The organism is Nocardia fodinahabitans (genome assembly GCF_052983615.1).
In genome coordinates, this window is record NZ_JBRJJC010000002.1 from 1 (window position 1) to 16,693 (window position 16,693).

A 16,693-nucleotide genomic window follows, 5' to 3' on the forward strand; every position below is an offset into this window, starting at 1 on the left:
GCCGCGTGTCGTTTCGCGAACCACTCCCGCAGAACTGCCACAGCACATTTATCACATGAGCTGACGCAACCACCACTGACCTGGTGTCGGCTATCGCATCGGCGAGGACTTCTCTGTGCTCGATAGTCCAGAAGACCAGGTCTACTACTGCCGTCGTAAGTATCGAACCGTCCTCGGTCAATGCGTCAGCGAGGTCGGGCGGTGCGGCTGGGACGATTACGGTCAATTGACTTCTCCTGCCCGATATTTAGCACGATGAACCGTTTCGTAAGTAGCTCCGCAAGACACAGACAGTTGAGGTGTCGACGCCCGATTCAGCAGGATGGCCGAAACCCGCTATCGGCCGGTGCGGGAACTTCAGGAAGTCTGCGTCGCAGACCATGGACAGCGACCAACCGCCGCTCCGATGGTCAACGACGGCGATCACCACAGTCGACGAGTCGGCCGCCGGACCAGCCGGGTCGGTCACCACCTGGCGTCAAAATGTGCGCGGCCAAGCTGAGGCGATGGTCTGCGACGGTCGAATCATCTACGAGGTAGCTATAGCCAAACAACTTCGGTCGTAGTCACGACTCCGACCAGCTGGGCCAGCCTCAGTTGTCACAAATTCAAGGCCCGCAATGAGGGAGCGATCTGTTGGTTGGCTGGGCGGTGGGTGTTGCTCGGCTGACTCTTGTCAGGTTCTGTTGCCGTGGCCGGGAGCGCGAGGTGGACTGCGTTCTCGATCCTGTGCCCGGTGGTCGAGGGATCATCCGCTGTGATGGGGTCGATGAGTTGCTGGCGAGCGCGGGTGAAGTTCTTGTGTGTCGGTGGCACCACCAGGCCCGGTTCGACAGCTGTCGGCGAGAATGATTGGTGCGGCGCAGGCTGGCTAGCGACGAACGAACACTCGCCGCGACCACCAGGTGGCGACGTCACGCCAGAGCGCGGTCGTCATCGGCGGCGAGCGGGCCTGTGGGCGGCGAGACGGTCAGCGAGGTGAGGCATCGGTCACGGTCACAGCGCGGACGCGTTGGGCGGGGCTCATTCCGATCGCGGCGGCGGTGTGAATGATGCGCGTGCGGATCGCATCCATATTCCGTCGAAGCTGGTGCGCCACCGCAGGTTCTGGTTCTGATTCGATCCGGCTCGTTGCAGATGTTGGTGGCGCAGGACCGAGACCGTGGCCATGTCGACGAGCCGGTTCGTGTCGGCGACGACTCGGCCGAACCCACGACGGATCACGTTATTTTTGGGTGGATCGCGCAACACCGTCGTCGGTCGCCACACCCTGTTCGCGGTGCCGTATTCGCGAGCTTGGTTGATCCACACCGCGGGCACTCCCCTGCTGGCGGCGGTGATCTCGGCGATGCTGCGGTCAGGTCGAGGCGAACGAGTTCGAGGGCATGCTCGCCGGCGTCCACGGACGACACCGGCGCGGCGAGCCAGGTCATGGATCGGCGTGAGCGACTCTGCCTGTGGGGCGGGCAGATCGGAATAGACGCAGGACAACCGAGGGCTCTCATGGATCGATCGGGATAGTTGATTTGGGGGTCGCTGAACACCGGTGCGGTGATGTCGGCGTCATAGTCGGTGTGGGCCGCCTGGGATCGCGTGGCGTCGACAGCGGCACCGATGTGTGCGCCTGGCGCGTCGGAGGGCATGCCACCCACACCGACATCGCGTTCGCTGAGGGCGTGGGGTATGGCGATCGGCTCGAGGTGGGGCGATCGTCGGGTTCAGTGTGATCCCTGCTCCGGTCAAGGCGATGGATTGTGCGGTGTAGCTGGTCATGTCGGTGTTCGCGATCGCGTGCCAGTGTTGGGTGAGGTGGGCTTGGGTCTGCCCGGCCGCCGATGCCGAGGCTTGCTTCATCCATTGCTGGTGGGGCCAGTGCTGTCAGGCTTGGTCGGGTGTCGATACCGAGCAGGACACCGATCTGAGCGGATCGGCGCCAGAGCGGTGGTGAGGGTCTGGTCCACGGTCGCGGTGGTGTGTCGTGTCGCCCGGTGCCGTGAATGTAGGCGGCGTGAATGCCGGTGAACCGGGCTAGTCGCTAGATATCGGCGCGGAGGTTGTCGATCAGCCCGTCGCGGTCGATCAGGGCGGCGCGGCGTAGGAACAGGTTGGTGTTCCAGCGGATTGCTTTGGTGCCGCGTTCGCGGGCCTGATCGACCACTCGGCCGGGACCCCGCCCGCGAGGGCCGCTGCGGCGAGTTCGGTGTGCAGCGTCGCTCCGCGTGTGGATATTCTGCGTCCGGTCTCGAGGTCGGCTCAATACCGCTGGCGCGCTGGGTGGTCAGCAGCTTCTGTGAGTCAGCGGCTTGATTCTGTAGTGCCTTGAGGACCCGTTTCTGGACTGTGGTCGCGTTCGCCATACTCATTGCGGATCACCGCCCTCGGCCAAGGCCCGGAAGTCCGGAGCGAAGCCGAGGGCTTCGATCGGGGTGGCCGATCCGGGGGCGCCGAACCAGTTCGCCAGTACCCGGTCGCTCGTGAGCCCAGGGCTATCGATGTGCTGGTCGGGTGTGCACCTGTGCAGGGGGCTGTTGGCGGCGTCGAGGATGTAGCGCAACTGCGGGTCGATGTGGCGGACGAACAAGGCTGACATCGCCATCTTGTCGTCGGCGTTGACCGCGGCCTCGAAGCAGGCGTGCAGCCCTGCGAAGCGGATGGCGACGCTTTGGTGTCGCCACCCTGCCGACACCATGTACTGGCCCTCACGGTTGTTTGCGGCGATCTTTACTGCCGTCACTGGCAGCAACCATTGTTCGATGAATTCGCTGTAGTGGTCGAACTTCTTCGGTGGTTTACCGTCGTCGACAACGGCAGGCTTGGTGCCGAACCAACCAGAGTGGGACAGGGTCGAACGGCAGCACGACAGGGTGGTCTGGTGATGGGTGCGAGTGCACCGGTGCAGGGGGCCGTTCGCCGCGTCGAGGATGAGGTTGACTTGCGGGTCGAAGTGGCTCAGTAGGAAGGTGCTCAGGCTCGATCCGGCTTTGGAGCGGCGCATCGCTTCGAACGCGGTGTGCAGATGGGCGACCCGCACCGCGACCGGGCGATGAGACCACCAACGCGTGCACCAGGTGAAGGTGTTCTCCCGGTTCGCTTGCGCCAACCGGACGCTCATCGTGGGCAACATCCACGCCTGCGCGAAATCGGTGAAATGACCTGAACTGCGGCATCGGTGTCTGCGCAGTGGCAGTCGATGCAGCGTTGGGCTCGTACGACTGGTCCCCGCTTCCCGAGGGGCTCGACTTGACCAGTGAAGGACCCGCCCACCTTCGAACCGTTGCATCGACTTGCGCACCAGCGGCGCGTACTCGCTGTCGAACCAGGAACTTTGCGGACCACGACCGGGCCGTGGCCGGGAAGTCGGACCAGGGCCCGGTCTTTCGGCAGGGCGGCGAGCATCGCGACATCGAGAATGGGTTCTGCGCGCCAGGACAGGCTGCGTTGGACCGCCGGGTGTGTAGGTGCAGGAGCGGTCGGAGACGTCGTGTTGCCCGGCCATGCTGACCAATGCTCCAAATAGTCGCGCGAGGCGATGGAGCCGCCGTAGACCTCGATCGACTGGGCCATCATGGTCTTCAAACCATTGGCACCCCACAGGTTTCTCCTTGTTCTGAGGACCTGGAGGATCGTCATCAGGATGATCCGTAACCCGCCGAATAGGTGTAGTAGGAGGGCAGTTCGCTGACTCAGGCGCAGTTGGCGGCTTCGTCGAGCACACAACAACGGTGTCGCCAGTCGCCCGTCCGGGCAGGCCGGGCACCCCAGTGAGCGGCTTCGAGGACTTGGCCGACGCGGCGGTCAAGAGTGGCTCCATCAGGCCCGGTCATCGACAGCGGATACAGGGTGTCGTTGGAGGTGACGACGAGACGGGATCGAACTCCGGCAACAGGTGGGTACGCGCCTGCTCGGTGGACTCGATCAGGACACCGTTGCGAATCGAGGACGCTTTCCCGCCCCGACTCGATGCCGTGGTCGTGGGCTTGGCGGTGGTTTCGCTGACCTGGAACAGTTTCCGAACCGGGGGGCGTGACCATCTGGGCGTACCCGGAATCGGAGAGCACGTTAAACCTTCGCGCCATGTCGTAGAGGCCGTCACGTTGTCTGGCGTAGAGGCCTTGGCATTCGACGATCCTGGCCGCGGGTCGGTCGTGGCCGTAGTGGCGCAAAATCAATGCCGGGGTCGGATCTTGGTCGCGGCCGAGCCATTCCGCGACATGGTGCAGGTCTCCGCCCGCGCACGCGGCGGCGAACACACAGCGCGAACAGCTCTTGGGCGCCGCCGTCGAAGTAGGCATCGGTCTTGGCATTGGCGATCTCATTAGCCGAACCGGCCGACCCGGACACGAAGGACCCCGCCAGCTTTCGCGCCGCGGGTAACCCGTGACTTGGTTGAACAGATTCACCCAGAACCCGCACACCACCTGCCCGGTCACCGCTTGCAGGTCACATACCCACACCCGGCCGACTTGCTCGCGCCCGTACACGGTGTGCCGGTATAGGTCCGGTTTGTTCGGGTGGCAGGCACGGCCCCCATGCTGAGAGCACTGCCGGGATCGCCCACGCGACGGTCTTGCCAGTGCGCTGACCGGCCGTCACTGTGACACCGAGTTCGGCGGGTACGTGCAGGGCGATGTCGCCGATGACCGTGCGCCCCAACAGCGGTCCCGGATTCGCTCGCACTTCGGGTGGCGCGTCGGCGAGCAATCGTTGGTTGTCGGCGAGGTTGTCGGCGACGCGAGCGGTGCGGATCTTGCCTGGCCGTTGCATCGTTCGCGCGGCCACATCGACCTCGCGGCCGGTGGTGAACATCTGCACCCCGCGCACCGCCAGCGCGCCGATCGCGCACAGCAGCACCACGGCGATCGGCGTCGACTGCCAGGGCCATCGTTTGTCTGCGGCGAGGACCGACAGCAAGGCGATGAACGGGTTCCATGACATCGGCTGCCCGGCCGACCAGCTGCCGAGTTTCAACGCCGCCCACAGCACGAACACGACAGCGAGCAGTGCCAACAGAATGAGGAGCATCGGCTTCCTCACCCATCCCGGATTTGGTGCGACGGCGGGTTTCACGGGGAAGAACATGATTTACCTGGACCTTTCAGGGTGGGGGTCGACGATGTGTTCGCGCGGGGGCGCGTCGATGACGCCGGTGAGTTCGGGGGTCGTCCACTCGGCGGCGAAGTCGGCATGGGGCAGGGCAGCCTCGACCGCGCCGGAGATCACCGCCCCACCTGGCTCCAGTGCGGCGGAGGTGGCCGTCGAGCTCAGGTGGTGGGAGGTTCTGCACCTGCGGCCAGCGCGAGCGCCGGAGGCTGGTCGGGTGCAATGCCGAGCTGGGCACGCAATCCATCGATTTCGGCCAGCGCGCTGTCGCGTTCGGACAGAACGTGGTCGAGCTGTGCCAGCCGAGGCGCCCCGGGCTGTTGTGACCAGAACTGCCCCGACAGCCCTGCTCGGTAGGCGCTGGTGATCTCGTCCGGGTCAGCGCCTGCGGATAGAGCAGCGCGGTTGGCCTCGCGCGCACCATCCATCAGCCGCTCCATCTGCCCGATCAGGACCTGCCCGCCCTGGGGTGTTCCGTCGAATTCGACGGCCAGCCGGATGTGTTGAGCGGTCAGGTCTTGGAGTCGGCGCACGGCAGCGATCTGTGCCGGGAGCTGGTCGAGGGTCGCGGCGAAGTTGTCCGTGAGGGTGCGTTGCGTTGCTCGGCGGGCAGCAGCGCGGTGATCTCTTCCTCGCCGGTATCGAGATCACCGAGAGTTTCCTCGGCGGACAGCAGCTCGTCAGCGCTGTTGATGATCGCCTCGATCTCGGCCAGGCTCAGTTCTTCGCCGGATCGTCCACCTAGCGCGCGATCAACTGCGCTACCCGAGCGCGCCCCGTCGGCGCCGAGGTCGGGGACCATACTCAAGTGGCGGGGCCGCCACCGGGCACCGTCTTGGGCAGAGTGGTCGTTGACCGGCTCGAGGTGCCCGGTCAGTTCCGCGGCTTGTCGTTGGGTGCGGACGGTGTTCGGGTCGATACCCGAGCCGCCCTCGATGAACGATTGCTGGAGTCGACCGAACTCGACGCGGGCGGATTCAGGGTTGGCAGTCCAGGCCCGCACGGCGGTGTCAGTTGTTGCCACAGCTGCTGATGCTCTGGCGTGCCGCCCTGTTGCCATTGGCGGGCGATGGCGTGCGCGCGAGCATTGAGTTCGACGACCTGGGCCGGGGTTTCTCCGTAGGCGGCGATCTCGCGTGTTTGGTGGTAGGTGGCGAAGTCGGCGCGTAGTTCGGCTTCGACGTGGTCTGCGGCTTCGCGGTAGTAGTCGGGGTTGGTAAAGCTCGTTCCTCGGGTTTCCCAGCTCATCGCATGCTCCCGGAGAAGCGATCGCGGTACGGCGGTGCGGGGTTCGAGGCCAGAAGGTGGGTTTTCACGGGTATGGATGGGCATCGTGCTTCCTCCGGATCGAGAAAACGTCACACCCTTGTCGGGTGTGTGAAGTCCCAGCGGTTCAGGTTCGGTCGCCTCGGTCCAGATCCCCCTAGCCGATGCGCCGACAAGGCACAGATTTGCGGTTGCGGCCCTACAGTTCTGGTCCGCGGTCGGTGCTGATCTCTCGACCGCGCCCAGCTGCCGGGTCGTGGTCGGGCTCCCAGATCCACTCCCGGTCCTCGCCCAGGGCCGCGTCGACCACGGCGGTGATCGCAGTGCTCTCGGCGGCGAGATCGGTTGATTCGGAGCCGCGGATGGCGGTGTCGACGAACTGGACCCGCAACGCACTCGTCGCGTCGGCGAGCATCTGACGCGGCGTCGGCGGGCCCACCGTGGCGGTCTCGGTGGGCGTGCCGGTCTCGGGATCTCGCGGAACATACGGTGGCACCGCCAACGCCGGATCCGCGCGGGCATAGCCGTTCCACTCCTGTGCCAAGGCTTGCTCGTCGTAGGCGGCGAAGGTGACCGCGTGCACGCGGCGGATCCCTTCCACGCTCGAACCCCACAGACTGTCACCTTCGGCCGGTGTCAGTTGCGCCGCGGCCGCGAGCACCGTCACCCGGTTGTGCAGGGCAGCCATGTTGTCGGAGAACTGCTCCGCCGCGATCGGGTCGTGGTCGAAATTCCATCGCCCAGTAGCGATCCGGTTCACCCGCGCGGCCTCCAGGCTGGCCATGCGTTCCAGATTCCACAGGTCTACCTCGAGCATGTCGAGGTAGAACTCCTGCGCTTCGTTAGCGCGTGCGGGGTGGGAGCGCACCACGTGAGGCGAGGGTGAGCTCGCGCCGCGCTGCCGAGTTCGCGGGCATCGAGGACCCAGCCCGGATCGACACCTTCCAGCATCGCCTCGAACTCGGCATGCTCGCTTTCGATGCGGAGTGTTTCGAGTCGCTCGGTCCACACCAGTTGGCTGTCTGCGGAGACGCCGTCGTCGAACATGGCCGGTCCGGCGTCGGTCACCTCGCGCAGCTGGGCAGCCATGTTCTGGACCCGACGCAGGAGCTCGCCGTGGCGCTGACTCATGGAGGGTTCGTGTGCGCTGGTCATCGCCATTCCCCCAGTTCGTGGCCCGGCTGGTAGCCGGGGATGGTCGGATCAGGGTCGGTTCGTGGATCCGGCGCCCAGTCGGCGTGGGTGTCGGTGCTGGCAGCTTCCACTCCGGCATCGATCGCATCCGCGTCTTGGGGCCGTTGACCGATCGCCGCACCGAGTGCCTGTTCCGTGGCAGGGTGTTCGGTGCCCTCGGGTGGACGGGTTTCGCGTATCAGGACGGCTCGCGAGATCATCCGTTGTGGGCTCGGCAGGTCAGTGAGACTGTCCTCCACGAACTTTCCGGTGTCAGGGTCCTGGCGCCGGTAGAGGGCATCCGCAGTCTCGCGTCGGCATCGGCATACTCCTGCCACTGTTCGAGTAGTTGCGCGTCGCTCATCTGGTCGGTAGCGGTGGCGTGCATGCGCCGCATGGCATCAGCAGCCGGCGCCCCACATCCGTTCGCCTTCCTCTGAGGTGATCTGCGCGCCGACCACTAGGGATGAGACCCGCGAAAACCGCACGTGCATGTGCTCGAGCAGGGCGGATGTGCGCGCGGACTCGACCGCGATACCGCCGTGGCGGGCCGCGACTCGAAGGTGGACTGCGGAGTCGAGGGCTGCCATCCGCTTCGAGTTGCCACAGATCCAGGTCGAGCAGGTCGAGGAAGAACCGCTCGATTCCCAGCTCGCGCAGGGGAACCCGCCGCGCCGCACTGGGGTGCGGGCTCGCGCCTTGCTGCGAGCCCACCGTGCGCGCGTCATGGATCCACGTGAGATCCAAGCCTGCGGCCCGTGCCTGCTGCTCGGCGTCGTCGAGGGCGGCGTCGAGCCGGTTAGCCTGCTGCCGGACCTGCCGTGGGGGGATCCGCGGGGTCGGCCTCGCCGATCAACATCGTTCCCGATTCGTGAAATCGGCTCACATCAGCGGCGAGGTTCTGGATCCTGTGCATCCAGTCGCTCCACTGTGCGGGCTCCTGGTGCAGATCGCGCCCGCTGGTCATGACCCCGCCCCCTGATCGACGCCCACTCCCTGTCCGCGTCCGGGCGGGTGTTGTTGTGGATCGGGGTCGGGCTCCCAGTCGGTGCCGAGCCCGGCGCTGGTCGCTTCTACCGCCGTGCCGATGCCATGACCAAGGCGTGGGGCCAGTTCGTCAGCGAAGCTGGCTGCGGCTAGCGCCTGTTCGGCGCGCTCGGCGACCTCCCACGGGGTCGGCGGTGCGAGATCTGTGGAGGCACTGGCCGCCAGGTTGTCAAAGCTGCGCGAGGCTTCGGCTTCGATTCCTTTCCACGACATTTCGGCGAACCGTTGCTGCAGCTCGGTATCGGTGTAGGAGGCTGCGGTCAGCTCCGCTAACTGTTGCCATGAGTCGGGTCCACGGCCCCACAACTGGTGGGCCTCACCCGGGTCGAGGTCGATCAGCGCCGCGGTGCCGGCGGCATGGCGCCACAGCGCGGCCATGTTGTCGTGGAGCTGGCGTTCTCCTGGCTCGTTGTCGGCCAACCCACCGGTGTGGACGCGATGCAGGTACTCCGCACGGACCAGCGCCGTGTGTTCCAGGCGCCACACATCATCGGCGATCTGGTCGAGCAGGTGCAGGCGCGTGGTGCTCGCCCCGGGCGGGGACATCGGCAACAGCGCGGTTTCCGGGGTATCGCCCCAGCGTGCTCCCCCGGGCACCGGTGTCGGTGGCGTAGTCGATCATTCGTTGCGGGATGTCGAGTCCGTGGGCGTGGAGCTCGATCTCGGAGCGCTCGGCTTCGAGTGCCCGCAGGTTGGTCCGCCAGTTTTCGAGCTGGATGCTCGGGCCACTGGCGGCGGCCGAGTATTGCGGGTAACCGTGAAACAGCGTGCGGTAGTGCTCATAGCTTTCGAGTTCTGAATTTGTTCGAGCAGCCGAAGCTGCCACGACGGCAGATCCTCAGCACCTGAGAGCGGATGACTCACCCGGTTTCTCCAATCCTGTTGAATCACTGAACTTTCTGTGATGGCGGGCTGTGACGGGCGATAGCAGTGGCATCCGATTGGTCACGGCCCCGGGCCCGTGTCGGGCCCGCGGTATCGATCCGGGTGCGAAGCAGGCCGGTGATCGGTGGGCTCGAATTCGGTCTGGGACTCGGCGCCGGTGGCCTCGATCGCGGCGTCGATGCCAGCCCCACCCATGCCGCGCGTCGCGGGGTCGGGTTCGAGGGCGTCTGCGGCGAGCTCGACCATCCGGTCGGGCAGGACGGGGAGTTGGCGGTTGATGTCGTCGGGGGTGATTCCGGCGGCTTGGAGCACCATCACCGGCATCGACACCGTGGCGAAGTTGGTCTCGACGACGGCCCGCCACCGCGTCCTCAACGCTGCCCGCTCCAGCATTGCCATGGACTGGGCGACGTGGTCGGTCCACGGGCTGTTGGTGGGTTGCCACGCGTGTTGTTGTTCTACGGCGCTCAGGCCTAGGGCGTGCCCGACGGCGCCGACGCGTTGCCAGTTCAGACCCATCACCCGCCGGAACGCGGCGAATCCCTCGCGCGGCAGGGTTCCCTGTCGTGAGAACGCGGCCCCGACCCCTGCCATCATCTGTAGTTGCGCGACTGCCCGCAGGTGTCCGCGAAGCAGGGTGTCGCGGTCGATAGCCTCGGTGCTCAGCAGGGGCTGGCCGGGTTGCCAGCGGTGTCCGCGTTCACCGGAGGCGCGGGTGTAGTCGATCACCGATTTCGGCACCCCGACCGCGGTCGCGATCACTTCCAGGTTCTCCCGGGTACGGCGCCCGATATCGAGATGAGCCAACGCCATCGGCGACAGTTGCTCGTTGTCCCCGGTGCGGGATTGGTCGATCAGGCGCGCGTTGTCGCTGGCCAGGTTCTGCACGACCGCGAGTAGCTTGGCCTGGATCGGGTTCGGGTCGAACATCTCACCGGCCCCGTCCCACATCGGGATCGCGCCATACTTCGATCTCCTTGCCCGTGGTGCGTGCGAGCGAGGGTTCTGCTCCCCCGCTGGTCAAGTCAGGGTCGGGGGCGGTGGGGTCGATGTCGTGGACCGCTGCGGCCGACACGGCAGCCTCGATCCATTCACCGGCCTCGACGATCTCCGCGTCGAAGATCGGGTCAGCGACCGGGTCGGCGGTGTGGTCGAGATGATCTGCGAGGTAGTTGAATTCGTCGTTCAAGTGCGCGGTGATCGTGAGATCCGCAGCAAGCCCGGCCATGTCACCTATGCCTTCAGGCCCGCGATCGGACAGATCCGCACCGTTGTCGGACAAGACGCCTTCGAGGTCCAGGCCGGTGTCGTCGATGAACCGTTCTTCGTAGGCTTGGGCCGCGGCTTCGGCGTCCGGGGAAGGTCGCGCGTGGCGTCTGCGGCGGCGAACTGGGCCGCCGCTGCCTGTCCTGCACCGGTTCGTTCATCCGAGTGGTGCAAGGTGTCGGTGAATCCAGCCGCACGCCGCCGGATCTCGATCATCAGTTTCTTGAGCTCGAAATCGAGTTTGTGCAGCTCCACGTCGCGGGTTTCGCGGTTGGTGTAGCTGCAGCGATGCGTTCGGTATGTAGCTCCTTGCTCTGTCTTCGAGAGAGCGCACCATCGTGTTCGCGTCGTGCGAGATCTGTTTCGGCGCGGGTGATTTGGCCTTCTTTGTGGCGGAGGTCGACCTCGGTGATCTGTGCTGCGTTGGCGATGCGTGCGCGGACCTCGTCGATCTTGGCCATGCTCAGCGCTCGCTCCGACCCCAGATTTCCGAGCCTGGCCTGGTGCTCGATCCACGACCGTTGGTTCTTGGCCGCTTCGATCGCGGATCGCTGCTCGGATTCGGCGCGTGAGCGCGATTCCCCTCCTCTGCTGCGGAACAGTGCGTTGGTGGTGTGGGCGGTCTGCAGCGCTTGCAGGAATCCTTGACGGACAGCTTGGCCACCTTCTTCGACCGGATCGCCGTTCATCACAGCACCAGCATTTCGGCGAGCAGCCACGCGCGTTCCGGGCCTTGGCGCGTCGATCTCGCGTACACCGAGAACGCGATCGGTGTGCGCTCGGCCGGGGTCAGGGTGACTGTCAGGACCCGGCTCGACGAGGTCGCGGTATCGGGCGGGTGGTCGTCACCGGTGAGACGAACCTCGGTCCGCAATGGCACGTGGTGCTCGACCCAGTCCTGCCACGAGGCGACGGTGATCGGCGACCAGAGCGATGTCCCCACGCGAGTGTCGGTCGAGTACGCGGCCCGCATCAGCGGTCGTGTGGCCTCGAACATCGACCGCGCATCCAGCCCGACCACCGGGTCCAGTTGATACAACGTGGTCACCGCGGCCCGCAGAACATCCGATGCCGAGCAGGGCCAGACCTCGGAGTGTGGTGGCGGAAAGGCCTCCGCGCTGCAGACCGGTTCGACCACCGGCGTATCCGCGGTCGAGCACCCACTCGCCGCCGTTACCGCCAAGACCACTGCGGCGGTAGTCGCGAACACAGCGGGTTTCATGACGCGCTCTGCCAGAGCTCGCGCAGGTCGACCGTCCGCCAAACGACCCGTTCGGGCGCGATGCATTGTTCGGCGGCCGAGTTGCGGACCGCGACGGTCGCGATATCGAGGACCAGGCCCTCGGTGGCGGCGATGCGGCGCAGCCGATCGAAGTCCAGGCCGCGACTGCGGGCCAGGTTCAACCGCAAGACACCGGCTTCGGCGCCCCACTCACGCAAAGCGTGAGCGGCCAACTCGATCGCCTTCTCTGCCGACACCGTCGCCGCGTCGACACCATCGACCATGGCGGTGCCGAAGCGTTCGTGCCAGATCATGCGACCGGACGGGGCGCAGACGGTGAACGCCTGCAGGGTCGCCGCCGACCACACTGTCAGTGCCGGGCCCGTCGCGGCCTTGCGCACGAGGTTGGCACCTGAGTTTGCCCACAGGATTTCGGTCTGTCGCAGACCCTGGTAGTCGATACCTGCGACATCCAACAATGCCACGACGTAGCGCAGCGACATTTCTTCGGTCGTGAACCCGTATTCGGTGGCGAGGCTGTCGAATTCCTCTGTAGTCGCAAAGGTCCACAGGTCGGTCAACCGGTCGCGGACCATGTCTTCGGGTGTGATCGGCGCTGACGGGCCAGGGGTAGTGGGATGGGTTGTCATGGAGCTCTCCTCGAAGCAATCGGGTAAGAAATCCGGTTCGACGTGGTGTTGCGCTGACCTGGTCGGAGGCGGCAGGTCGTGGGTGTCGCCGTCTGCGATGCTGTGGGCGTCGTCGATACCGGTGGCGGCGATCGCGGCGCCGATGCGTGCACCTCCCACGCCTTCGGATTCCAGAGATGCGGTGTGCCAGGCGTTCTCGGCAGTAGCCTCGAGCAGATGCGGGGCAGGTGGTAGTTGATGTGGGGCACTGGCTGTGAGGTCGATGCCGACCATGCGCATCGCCGCGACACGGACCCGTGCTTCACGCACGCTCGCAAAGTGGGTGAGCTCACGCCATTGACGCCCCTGATCGGGTACCGACTGTTGCTGAATCTGGGCCTGGCGTGAGTGGCAGTGGGTCGGATCGGTGGCCCACCAGCCACGGGTTTCGGCTTCGGTGAGATTGATGGCGGTGGCGACCATCGCCACCCGCAACCACTGCAACCGCAGATGCTCACCCAGCTTCTGCGCTGCCGGTGCGCTCACCGGGCCGCGGTCGCGCCGGACCGGGCCCACGGCGGCCATGGTCCACAGTGTGTCGGCCTGGTGGTGTAGCTGAGCGATCAGCAGCGACCGCGAGACCGGACGGCGAGGAGGCAACGAGGAAGTCCCGGTCGCTTTTCGACCTTCCTGATCAGCTTGTCGTCCAAAGTCGATCCAGTTGGCGGGCACCCCGATCGCCGCAACCTGTTCGTTGAGGACCCGCCCAGCGATCGAGAGATCCCGGAAAGTCTGGATGCGGCTGTGTGGTTCCCGCGCCAGCAGCATCAGATCGACGGTGACGTTCTGGATCGCCGCCGCCATCCGTCGATGCACGAGCATCGGAGGTGTACTGCCGGGGTTGTTCTCCGGCGACGCGGCCAGCACCGGGCTGGCGGGCTCAGTGGTTGGGTGGTGTCAGCCATGGCCGGTCACCGAGTTGATGCGATAGCTCGACATCCGCCACCCCTGCGACGTCTCTGTCACCGTGGCGGTGACGTGCAGCCGCCGGTAGAGGGTGGTGGAGCCGTCTCTGTGGAGTACCTGCTGGGTCACCGACGCCGCGACCGTCGTCCCGGCGATGTCGGTTTTCGTCTGCTCGGCGTCGACCAGGGCGGTGACGATGTCGTTGCTGTCGCGCCATCGCGCCCATTCCGGCAGCGGTGCCGATCCGCTCGCGACACCACTGTTCGCTGCGGCAGCCAGTTCGCCGGTCAGCCACGGTGCGGCGCGGGTCAATCCGGTGCCGGGGCTGGGGTCGGTGCGTGGTTGCCAGGAGAACATGGCCGCCAAACCCATGTGGGTGGCGGTCCGGGCGTCGGCAGCCGAGGGATCCGGCCCCTCCACGTGGGCGGTACCCGGTGTGTGCGTACCGGGCACGGGCTCACTGTTCTGCGCGCCGACCACCAGCACCGTGGCGAGCACAATCAGGACGGCCGCGACACCGAGGGTCACAGCCCACAGAGGTAGACGGTTCACCATGGTGTCCTCAGCTCATCGTCGTCGACATCTGGGTGGCCATCGCGAGAATGCTGGCCACATACGGGCGGGTCTGAACTTCGTAATCCGGTGAACCCGTGGGAAATCCACCCGAGCGCAGCACGGCGTATTCGCCCGCGTTGTAGCCGGCGAGGTAGAGCTCGACGGCACCGTTGGGGGCGACGACTTTGCCCTGCTCGATCCAGGCATCGACGTGGTCGGCGATGTCGCACAGGTAGCGGGCTTGGCCGATGATCGCGTCGCCGTCGTCCCACACGCTGGCGACGCCGCTGCTGTCGGCGTCGATCACATACGGCTGCCCGTCGGAGGCGAGAGCGGTCGCGGTGCCGGGCAGAAACTGCGCCAGACCTTGCGCACCAGCCGACGATGTCAGCCCGCGCCGGTACCCGGATTCTTGTTTGCCCTGGGCAGCGAGCAGCGACGCGCTGATTTGCGGGCATACGGTGCCACCCAGCCGATACCACGGTTCCAAGTCGGCGGGGACAGTGTTTGGCGCGAGATCGGCCTCTCCGCCACTGGATCCACACGTCGACGCTGTGCTGGTGCCGGGTGGGTTGGTCGCGACGGAGCCGATCGGTGAGCCGTCTGGGTATCCCCCGCCCAGGGTGGTCACGTGGACATGGTCCATGTGATTGGCGGTGGCCCCGCCCCGGTCTTCCATCAGGTTGGACTCGCCGCTGGCCGCACGGTAGGTCTGGCGCCAGATCAAATAGTCGATCCGCAGTGCAACGGAGTTGGTGAGAACGAAATGCGGCGATCTGATCACCGAGGGCATTGCCGTCCCCGGATGTCGGGTCAGGGATCATGATGTCGATCGCCCGGCCACTGGGGTGATCGGGCAGATCATCCCCACGCTGCCCATAGATCTTCTGCACCTGAGGGAACCGTTGAACGATCGTGCGTGCCAAACGGATCGAGTCGACCTGCAACCCACGCTCCAAGCCGATCGACGCAGGCATTTCGGGCAGCTCGGAGCCTGCCGCCGCACCGGCGCCAGCTACGGGAGCATCGCTGACTGATGTCGTCGGCGGCGACACCGCGCTCGATGTCGCGACACTGGTCGACTGGTCTGCATTTCCATGGAGCAGCCACGGCATCGGGTCGATGGCCGTACCGCCGCCGAATCGTCCTCCTTCGGTCCAGATTTCGAGATGCAGGTGCGCCCCGTCCGGGCCTGGGGGGACGGTTTGACCGTTGTAGCCGACAGCCGGCGATCAGTTGACCGATACGCACGTTCTGGCCTTGTTCGACACGGACGTCGTCGGCGAACATGTGACCGTAGACCGAGGACACGGTTTCGCCGTCGATGTTGTGGTCGATGACCACCCAGATCCCGAACCCGCTGGCAGCTCCGACCCGCACGACGAGTCCGTCGGCGACCGCGTAGATGGGAGTCTTGGACGCGGCGGCGAAGTCTTGGCCCTGATGGTTTGTGCCCCAACGCATCCCGAAACCCGAGGTCAAGGTGTAGCTGCCCTCGGCCATCGGCATCGTCCTCGCGTCACCGGTCGCCGAGGCCGCCCCGCTCTGCACCGCCGACGGCGCGCAACCCCCCCCTCCTCGACAACGCCCGCGAACAGCAGCAGCCCAAGCAGCATCAGGACCGCGCCCACGACCGCGACCGTTGCCCGAGCGGCACTACTCATCGCGACACCACCGGGTGACTGTGGGTCTCGTGGGTGTGCGAGCTCGGGATGGGGTTTCGCTGACGACCGGGTTCGACGGTGCTCATCGCGGATTCACCGCCCCACCGGAGGTGTGGCCGAGGTTGTCGAAGCGGCGGTTGGTGTTGTGGATATCGGAGTCGCGTTCGGTGGGGGTGAACACCATCCGGAACGGGATGCCAGGCTCTTCGGCTTCACCGGTCTTGAGCAGGTAGCACCCTGTGCCCGGCGGTATTTCGCGTCGCGAGGTATCGAGGTCGTCGTCGCTGGGTGGGCGCGGCGCCGCCCAGGAGGTGACCAACAATTTCTCGGTGTCGGTCATCCCGGCCACCGCGGCGATGCGGTTGGCTTCTTCGGGCCCGACCGGGCCGATGATCTTCGCGCGGGCGCGTTCGAAGAACCCGAGCGCTTTGGCTTGTGCGGCTGGGGAGTCGAAGGCGGCGAGGTCTTTGATGGTGTGGGAACACATGATCAGCCCGGTGGCCAAGGGCCGGTTGAGTCGGGTCAGCGCGTCGACGCGGTCGACCATGAATTCACCGACGCCGAGCACACGCCAGATCTCGTCCATCACGACTTCGAACGTCCGTGCCGGGGCCAGGCCCGCGTCGGCGAGGGCGTGGGCGGCGGCGACCGCGCCGAACCCGTCCGACCAACAGGTCATCAAGACCGCTGCCAGCAGTTTGGTGTCGCCTTCGGGGATACGGGAGATGTCGATGCAGATCGCGGGACTCGACAGATCCAGCCGGGTCGAGGTGGGTCCGTTGAAGATCGCCCCGAACGGTCCTTCGACCAGGGCACGCATCGACCGACGCAACGTCTTCGTAGCGGCCCGGTAGGAGATTTCGTCGTCTTCTTCAGCGAATGCGCGCAACCGCTCGCCTCCGGCGAGATCACCGCGAGCA

General features: G+C 66.0%; 24 protein-coding genes and 1 pseudogene. All 25 read right to left on the reverse strand.

The window, feature by feature from the left end:
- A partial coding sequence (locus NV348_RS35900) for a hypothetical protein (RefSeq protein ID WP_447151237.1) occupies positions 1-226 on the reverse strand: 226 nt, incomplete at its 3' end.
- A gap of 797 nt (positions 227-1,023) precedes the next feature.
- A complete protein-coding gene (locus tag NV348_RS35905) occupies positions 1,024-1,311 on the reverse strand; it encodes a hypothetical protein (RefSeq protein WP_447151238.1) in 288 nt (95 codons plus the stop codon).
- A gap of 724 nt (positions 1,312-2,035) precedes the next feature.
- Positions 2,036-2,158: a hypothetical protein gene (locus NV348_RS35910; RefSeq protein WP_447151239.1), complete on the reverse strand. Its 123-nt coding sequence runs from the start codon at positions 2,156-2,158 to the stop codon at positions 2,036-2,038.
- Between the two features lie 201 nt (positions 2,159-2,359).
- The gene (locus tag NV348_RS35915; protein ID WP_447151323.1) at positions 2,360-3,196 is read right to left on the reverse strand and encodes a DUF4913 domain-containing protein; all 837 of its coding nucleotides are present in this window, start codon (positions 3,194-3,196) and stop codon (positions 2,360-2,362) included.
- The gene (locus NV348_RS35920) at positions 3,109-3,720 is read right to left on the reverse strand and encodes a TraM recognition domain-containing protein (RefSeq protein WP_447151240.1); all 612 of its coding nucleotides are present in this window, start codon (positions 3,718-3,720) and stop codon (positions 3,109-3,111) included. Before NV348_RS35920 ends, NV348_RS35915 begins: the two co-directional genes overlap by 88 nt.
- Positions 3,721-4,440: 720 nt before the next feature.
- A complete protein-coding gene (locus NV348_RS35925) occupies positions 4,441-5,022 on the reverse strand; it encodes a hypothetical protein (RefSeq protein WP_447151241.1) in 582 nt (193 codons plus the stop codon).
- 60 nt (positions 5,023-5,082) lie between these two features.
- Positions 5,083-5,220 (reverse strand): hypothetical protein, encoded by a 138-nt coding sequence (locus NV348_RS35930; protein ID WP_447151242.1) that lies wholly within the window; start codon positions 5,218-5,220, stop codon positions 5,083-5,085.
- Between the two features lie 41 nt (positions 5,221-5,261).
- On the reverse strand, positions 5,262-5,633 hold the full coding sequence (locus NV348_RS35935) for a hypothetical protein (protein ID WP_447151243.1): 372 nt from the start codon (positions 5,631-5,633) through the stop codon (positions 5,262-5,264).
- Positions 5,612-5,908, reverse strand: coding sequence for a hypothetical protein (locus NV348_RS35940; RefSeq protein ID WP_447151244.1), 297 nt, complete (start codon positions 5,906-5,908; stop codon positions 5,612-5,614). The genes NV348_RS35935 and NV348_RS35940 overlap by 22 nt, the downstream gene beginning before the upstream one ends.
- A 65-nt stretch (positions 5,909-5,973) precedes the next feature.
- On the reverse strand, positions 5,974-6,432 hold the full coding sequence (locus NV348_RS35945) for a hypothetical protein (protein ID WP_447151245.1): 459 nt from the start codon (positions 6,430-6,432) through the stop codon (positions 5,974-5,976).
- 133 nt (positions 6,433-6,565) lie between these two features.
- The gene (locus NV348_RS35950; protein WP_447151246.1) at positions 6,566-7,183 is read right to left on the reverse strand and encodes a hypothetical protein; all 618 of its coding nucleotides are present in this window, start codon (positions 7,181-7,183) and stop codon (positions 6,566-6,568) included.
- The gene (locus NV348_RS35955; protein ID WP_447151247.1) at positions 7,171-7,521 is read right to left on the reverse strand and encodes a hypothetical protein; all 351 of its coding nucleotides are present in this window, start codon (positions 7,519-7,521) and stop codon (positions 7,171-7,173) included. The genes NV348_RS35950 and NV348_RS35955 overlap by 13 nt, the downstream gene beginning before the upstream one ends.
- Positions 7,522-8,502: 981 nt before the next feature.
- Positions 8,503-9,132: a hypothetical protein gene (locus NV348_RS35960; RefSeq protein ID WP_447151248.1), complete on the reverse strand. Its 630-nt coding sequence runs from the start codon at positions 9,130-9,132 to the stop codon at positions 8,503-8,505.
- Positions 9,074-9,412: a hypothetical protein gene (locus NV348_RS35965; protein ID WP_447151249.1), complete on the reverse strand. Its 339-nt coding sequence runs from the start codon at positions 9,410-9,412 to the stop codon at positions 9,074-9,076. Before NV348_RS35965 ends, NV348_RS35960 begins: the two co-directional genes overlap by 59 nt.
- Positions 9,413-9,531: 119 nt before the next feature.
- Positions 9,532-10,422, reverse strand: a complete 891-nt coding sequence (locus NV348_RS35970; protein WP_447151250.1) for a hypothetical protein — start codon at positions 10,420-10,422, stop codon at positions 9,532-9,534.
- On the reverse strand, positions 10,403-10,699 hold the full coding sequence (locus NV348_RS35975) for a hypothetical protein (protein WP_447151251.1): 297 nt from the start codon (positions 10,697-10,699) through the stop codon (positions 10,403-10,405). Before NV348_RS35975 ends, NV348_RS35970 begins: the two co-directional genes overlap by 20 nt.
- A gap of 5 nt (positions 10,700-10,704) precedes the next feature.
- Positions 10,705-10,992 carry a hypothetical protein gene (locus tag NV348_RS35980; RefSeq protein WP_447151252.1) on the reverse strand — a complete coding sequence of 96 codons (288 nt, stop codon included), beginning with the start codon at positions 10,990-10,992 and terminating at the stop codon, positions 10,705-10,707.
- The gene (locus NV348_RS35985) at positions 10,953-11,426 is read right to left on the reverse strand and encodes a hypothetical protein (protein ID WP_447151253.1); all 474 of its coding nucleotides are present in this window, start codon (positions 11,424-11,426) and stop codon (positions 10,953-10,955) included. Before NV348_RS35985 ends, NV348_RS35980 begins: the two co-directional genes overlap by 40 nt.
- Complete coding sequence (locus NV348_RS35990) at positions 11,426-11,785, reverse strand: hypothetical protein (protein ID WP_447145075.1); 360 nt, start codon at positions 11,783-11,785, stop codon at positions 11,426-11,428. Before NV348_RS35990 ends, NV348_RS35985 begins: the two co-directional genes overlap by 1 nt.
- Before the next feature lie 170 nt (positions 11,786-11,955).
- Positions 11,956-13,470 (reverse strand): hypothetical protein, encoded by a 1,515-nt coding sequence (locus tag NV348_RS35995; RefSeq protein ID WP_447151254.1) that lies wholly within the window; start codon positions 13,468-13,470, stop codon positions 11,956-11,958.
- 75 nt (positions 13,471-13,545) lie between these two features.
- Entirely contained in the window at positions 13,546-14,106 is a 561-nt protein-coding gene (locus NV348_RS36000; protein WP_447145077.1) for a hypothetical protein, read from the reverse strand.
- 10 nt (positions 14,107-14,116) lie between these two features.
- Complete coding sequence (locus NV348_RS36005) at positions 14,117-14,893, reverse strand: lytic transglycosylase domain-containing protein (protein ID WP_447151255.1); 777 nt, start codon at positions 14,891-14,893, stop codon at positions 14,117-14,119.
- 40 nt (positions 14,894-14,933) lie between these two features.
- Positions 14,934-15,002: pseudogene (locus NV348_RS36525) on the reverse strand (hypothetical protein); the annotation flags it as partial.
- Positions 14,971-15,618, reverse strand: coding sequence for a M23 family metallopeptidase (locus NV348_RS36010; protein ID WP_447151256.1), 648 nt, complete (start codon positions 15,616-15,618; stop codon positions 14,971-14,973). The gene NV348_RS36010 and the pseudogene NV348_RS36525, both read right to left, overlap by 32 nt.
- 237 nt (positions 15,619-15,855) lie before the next feature.
- Complete coding sequence (locus NV348_RS36015; RefSeq protein ID WP_447151257.1) at positions 15,856-16,662, reverse strand: putative type IV secretion/conjugal transfer ATPase; 807 nt, start codon at positions 16,660-16,662, stop codon at positions 15,856-15,858.
- Positions 16,663-16,693: the final 31 nt, after the last annotated feature.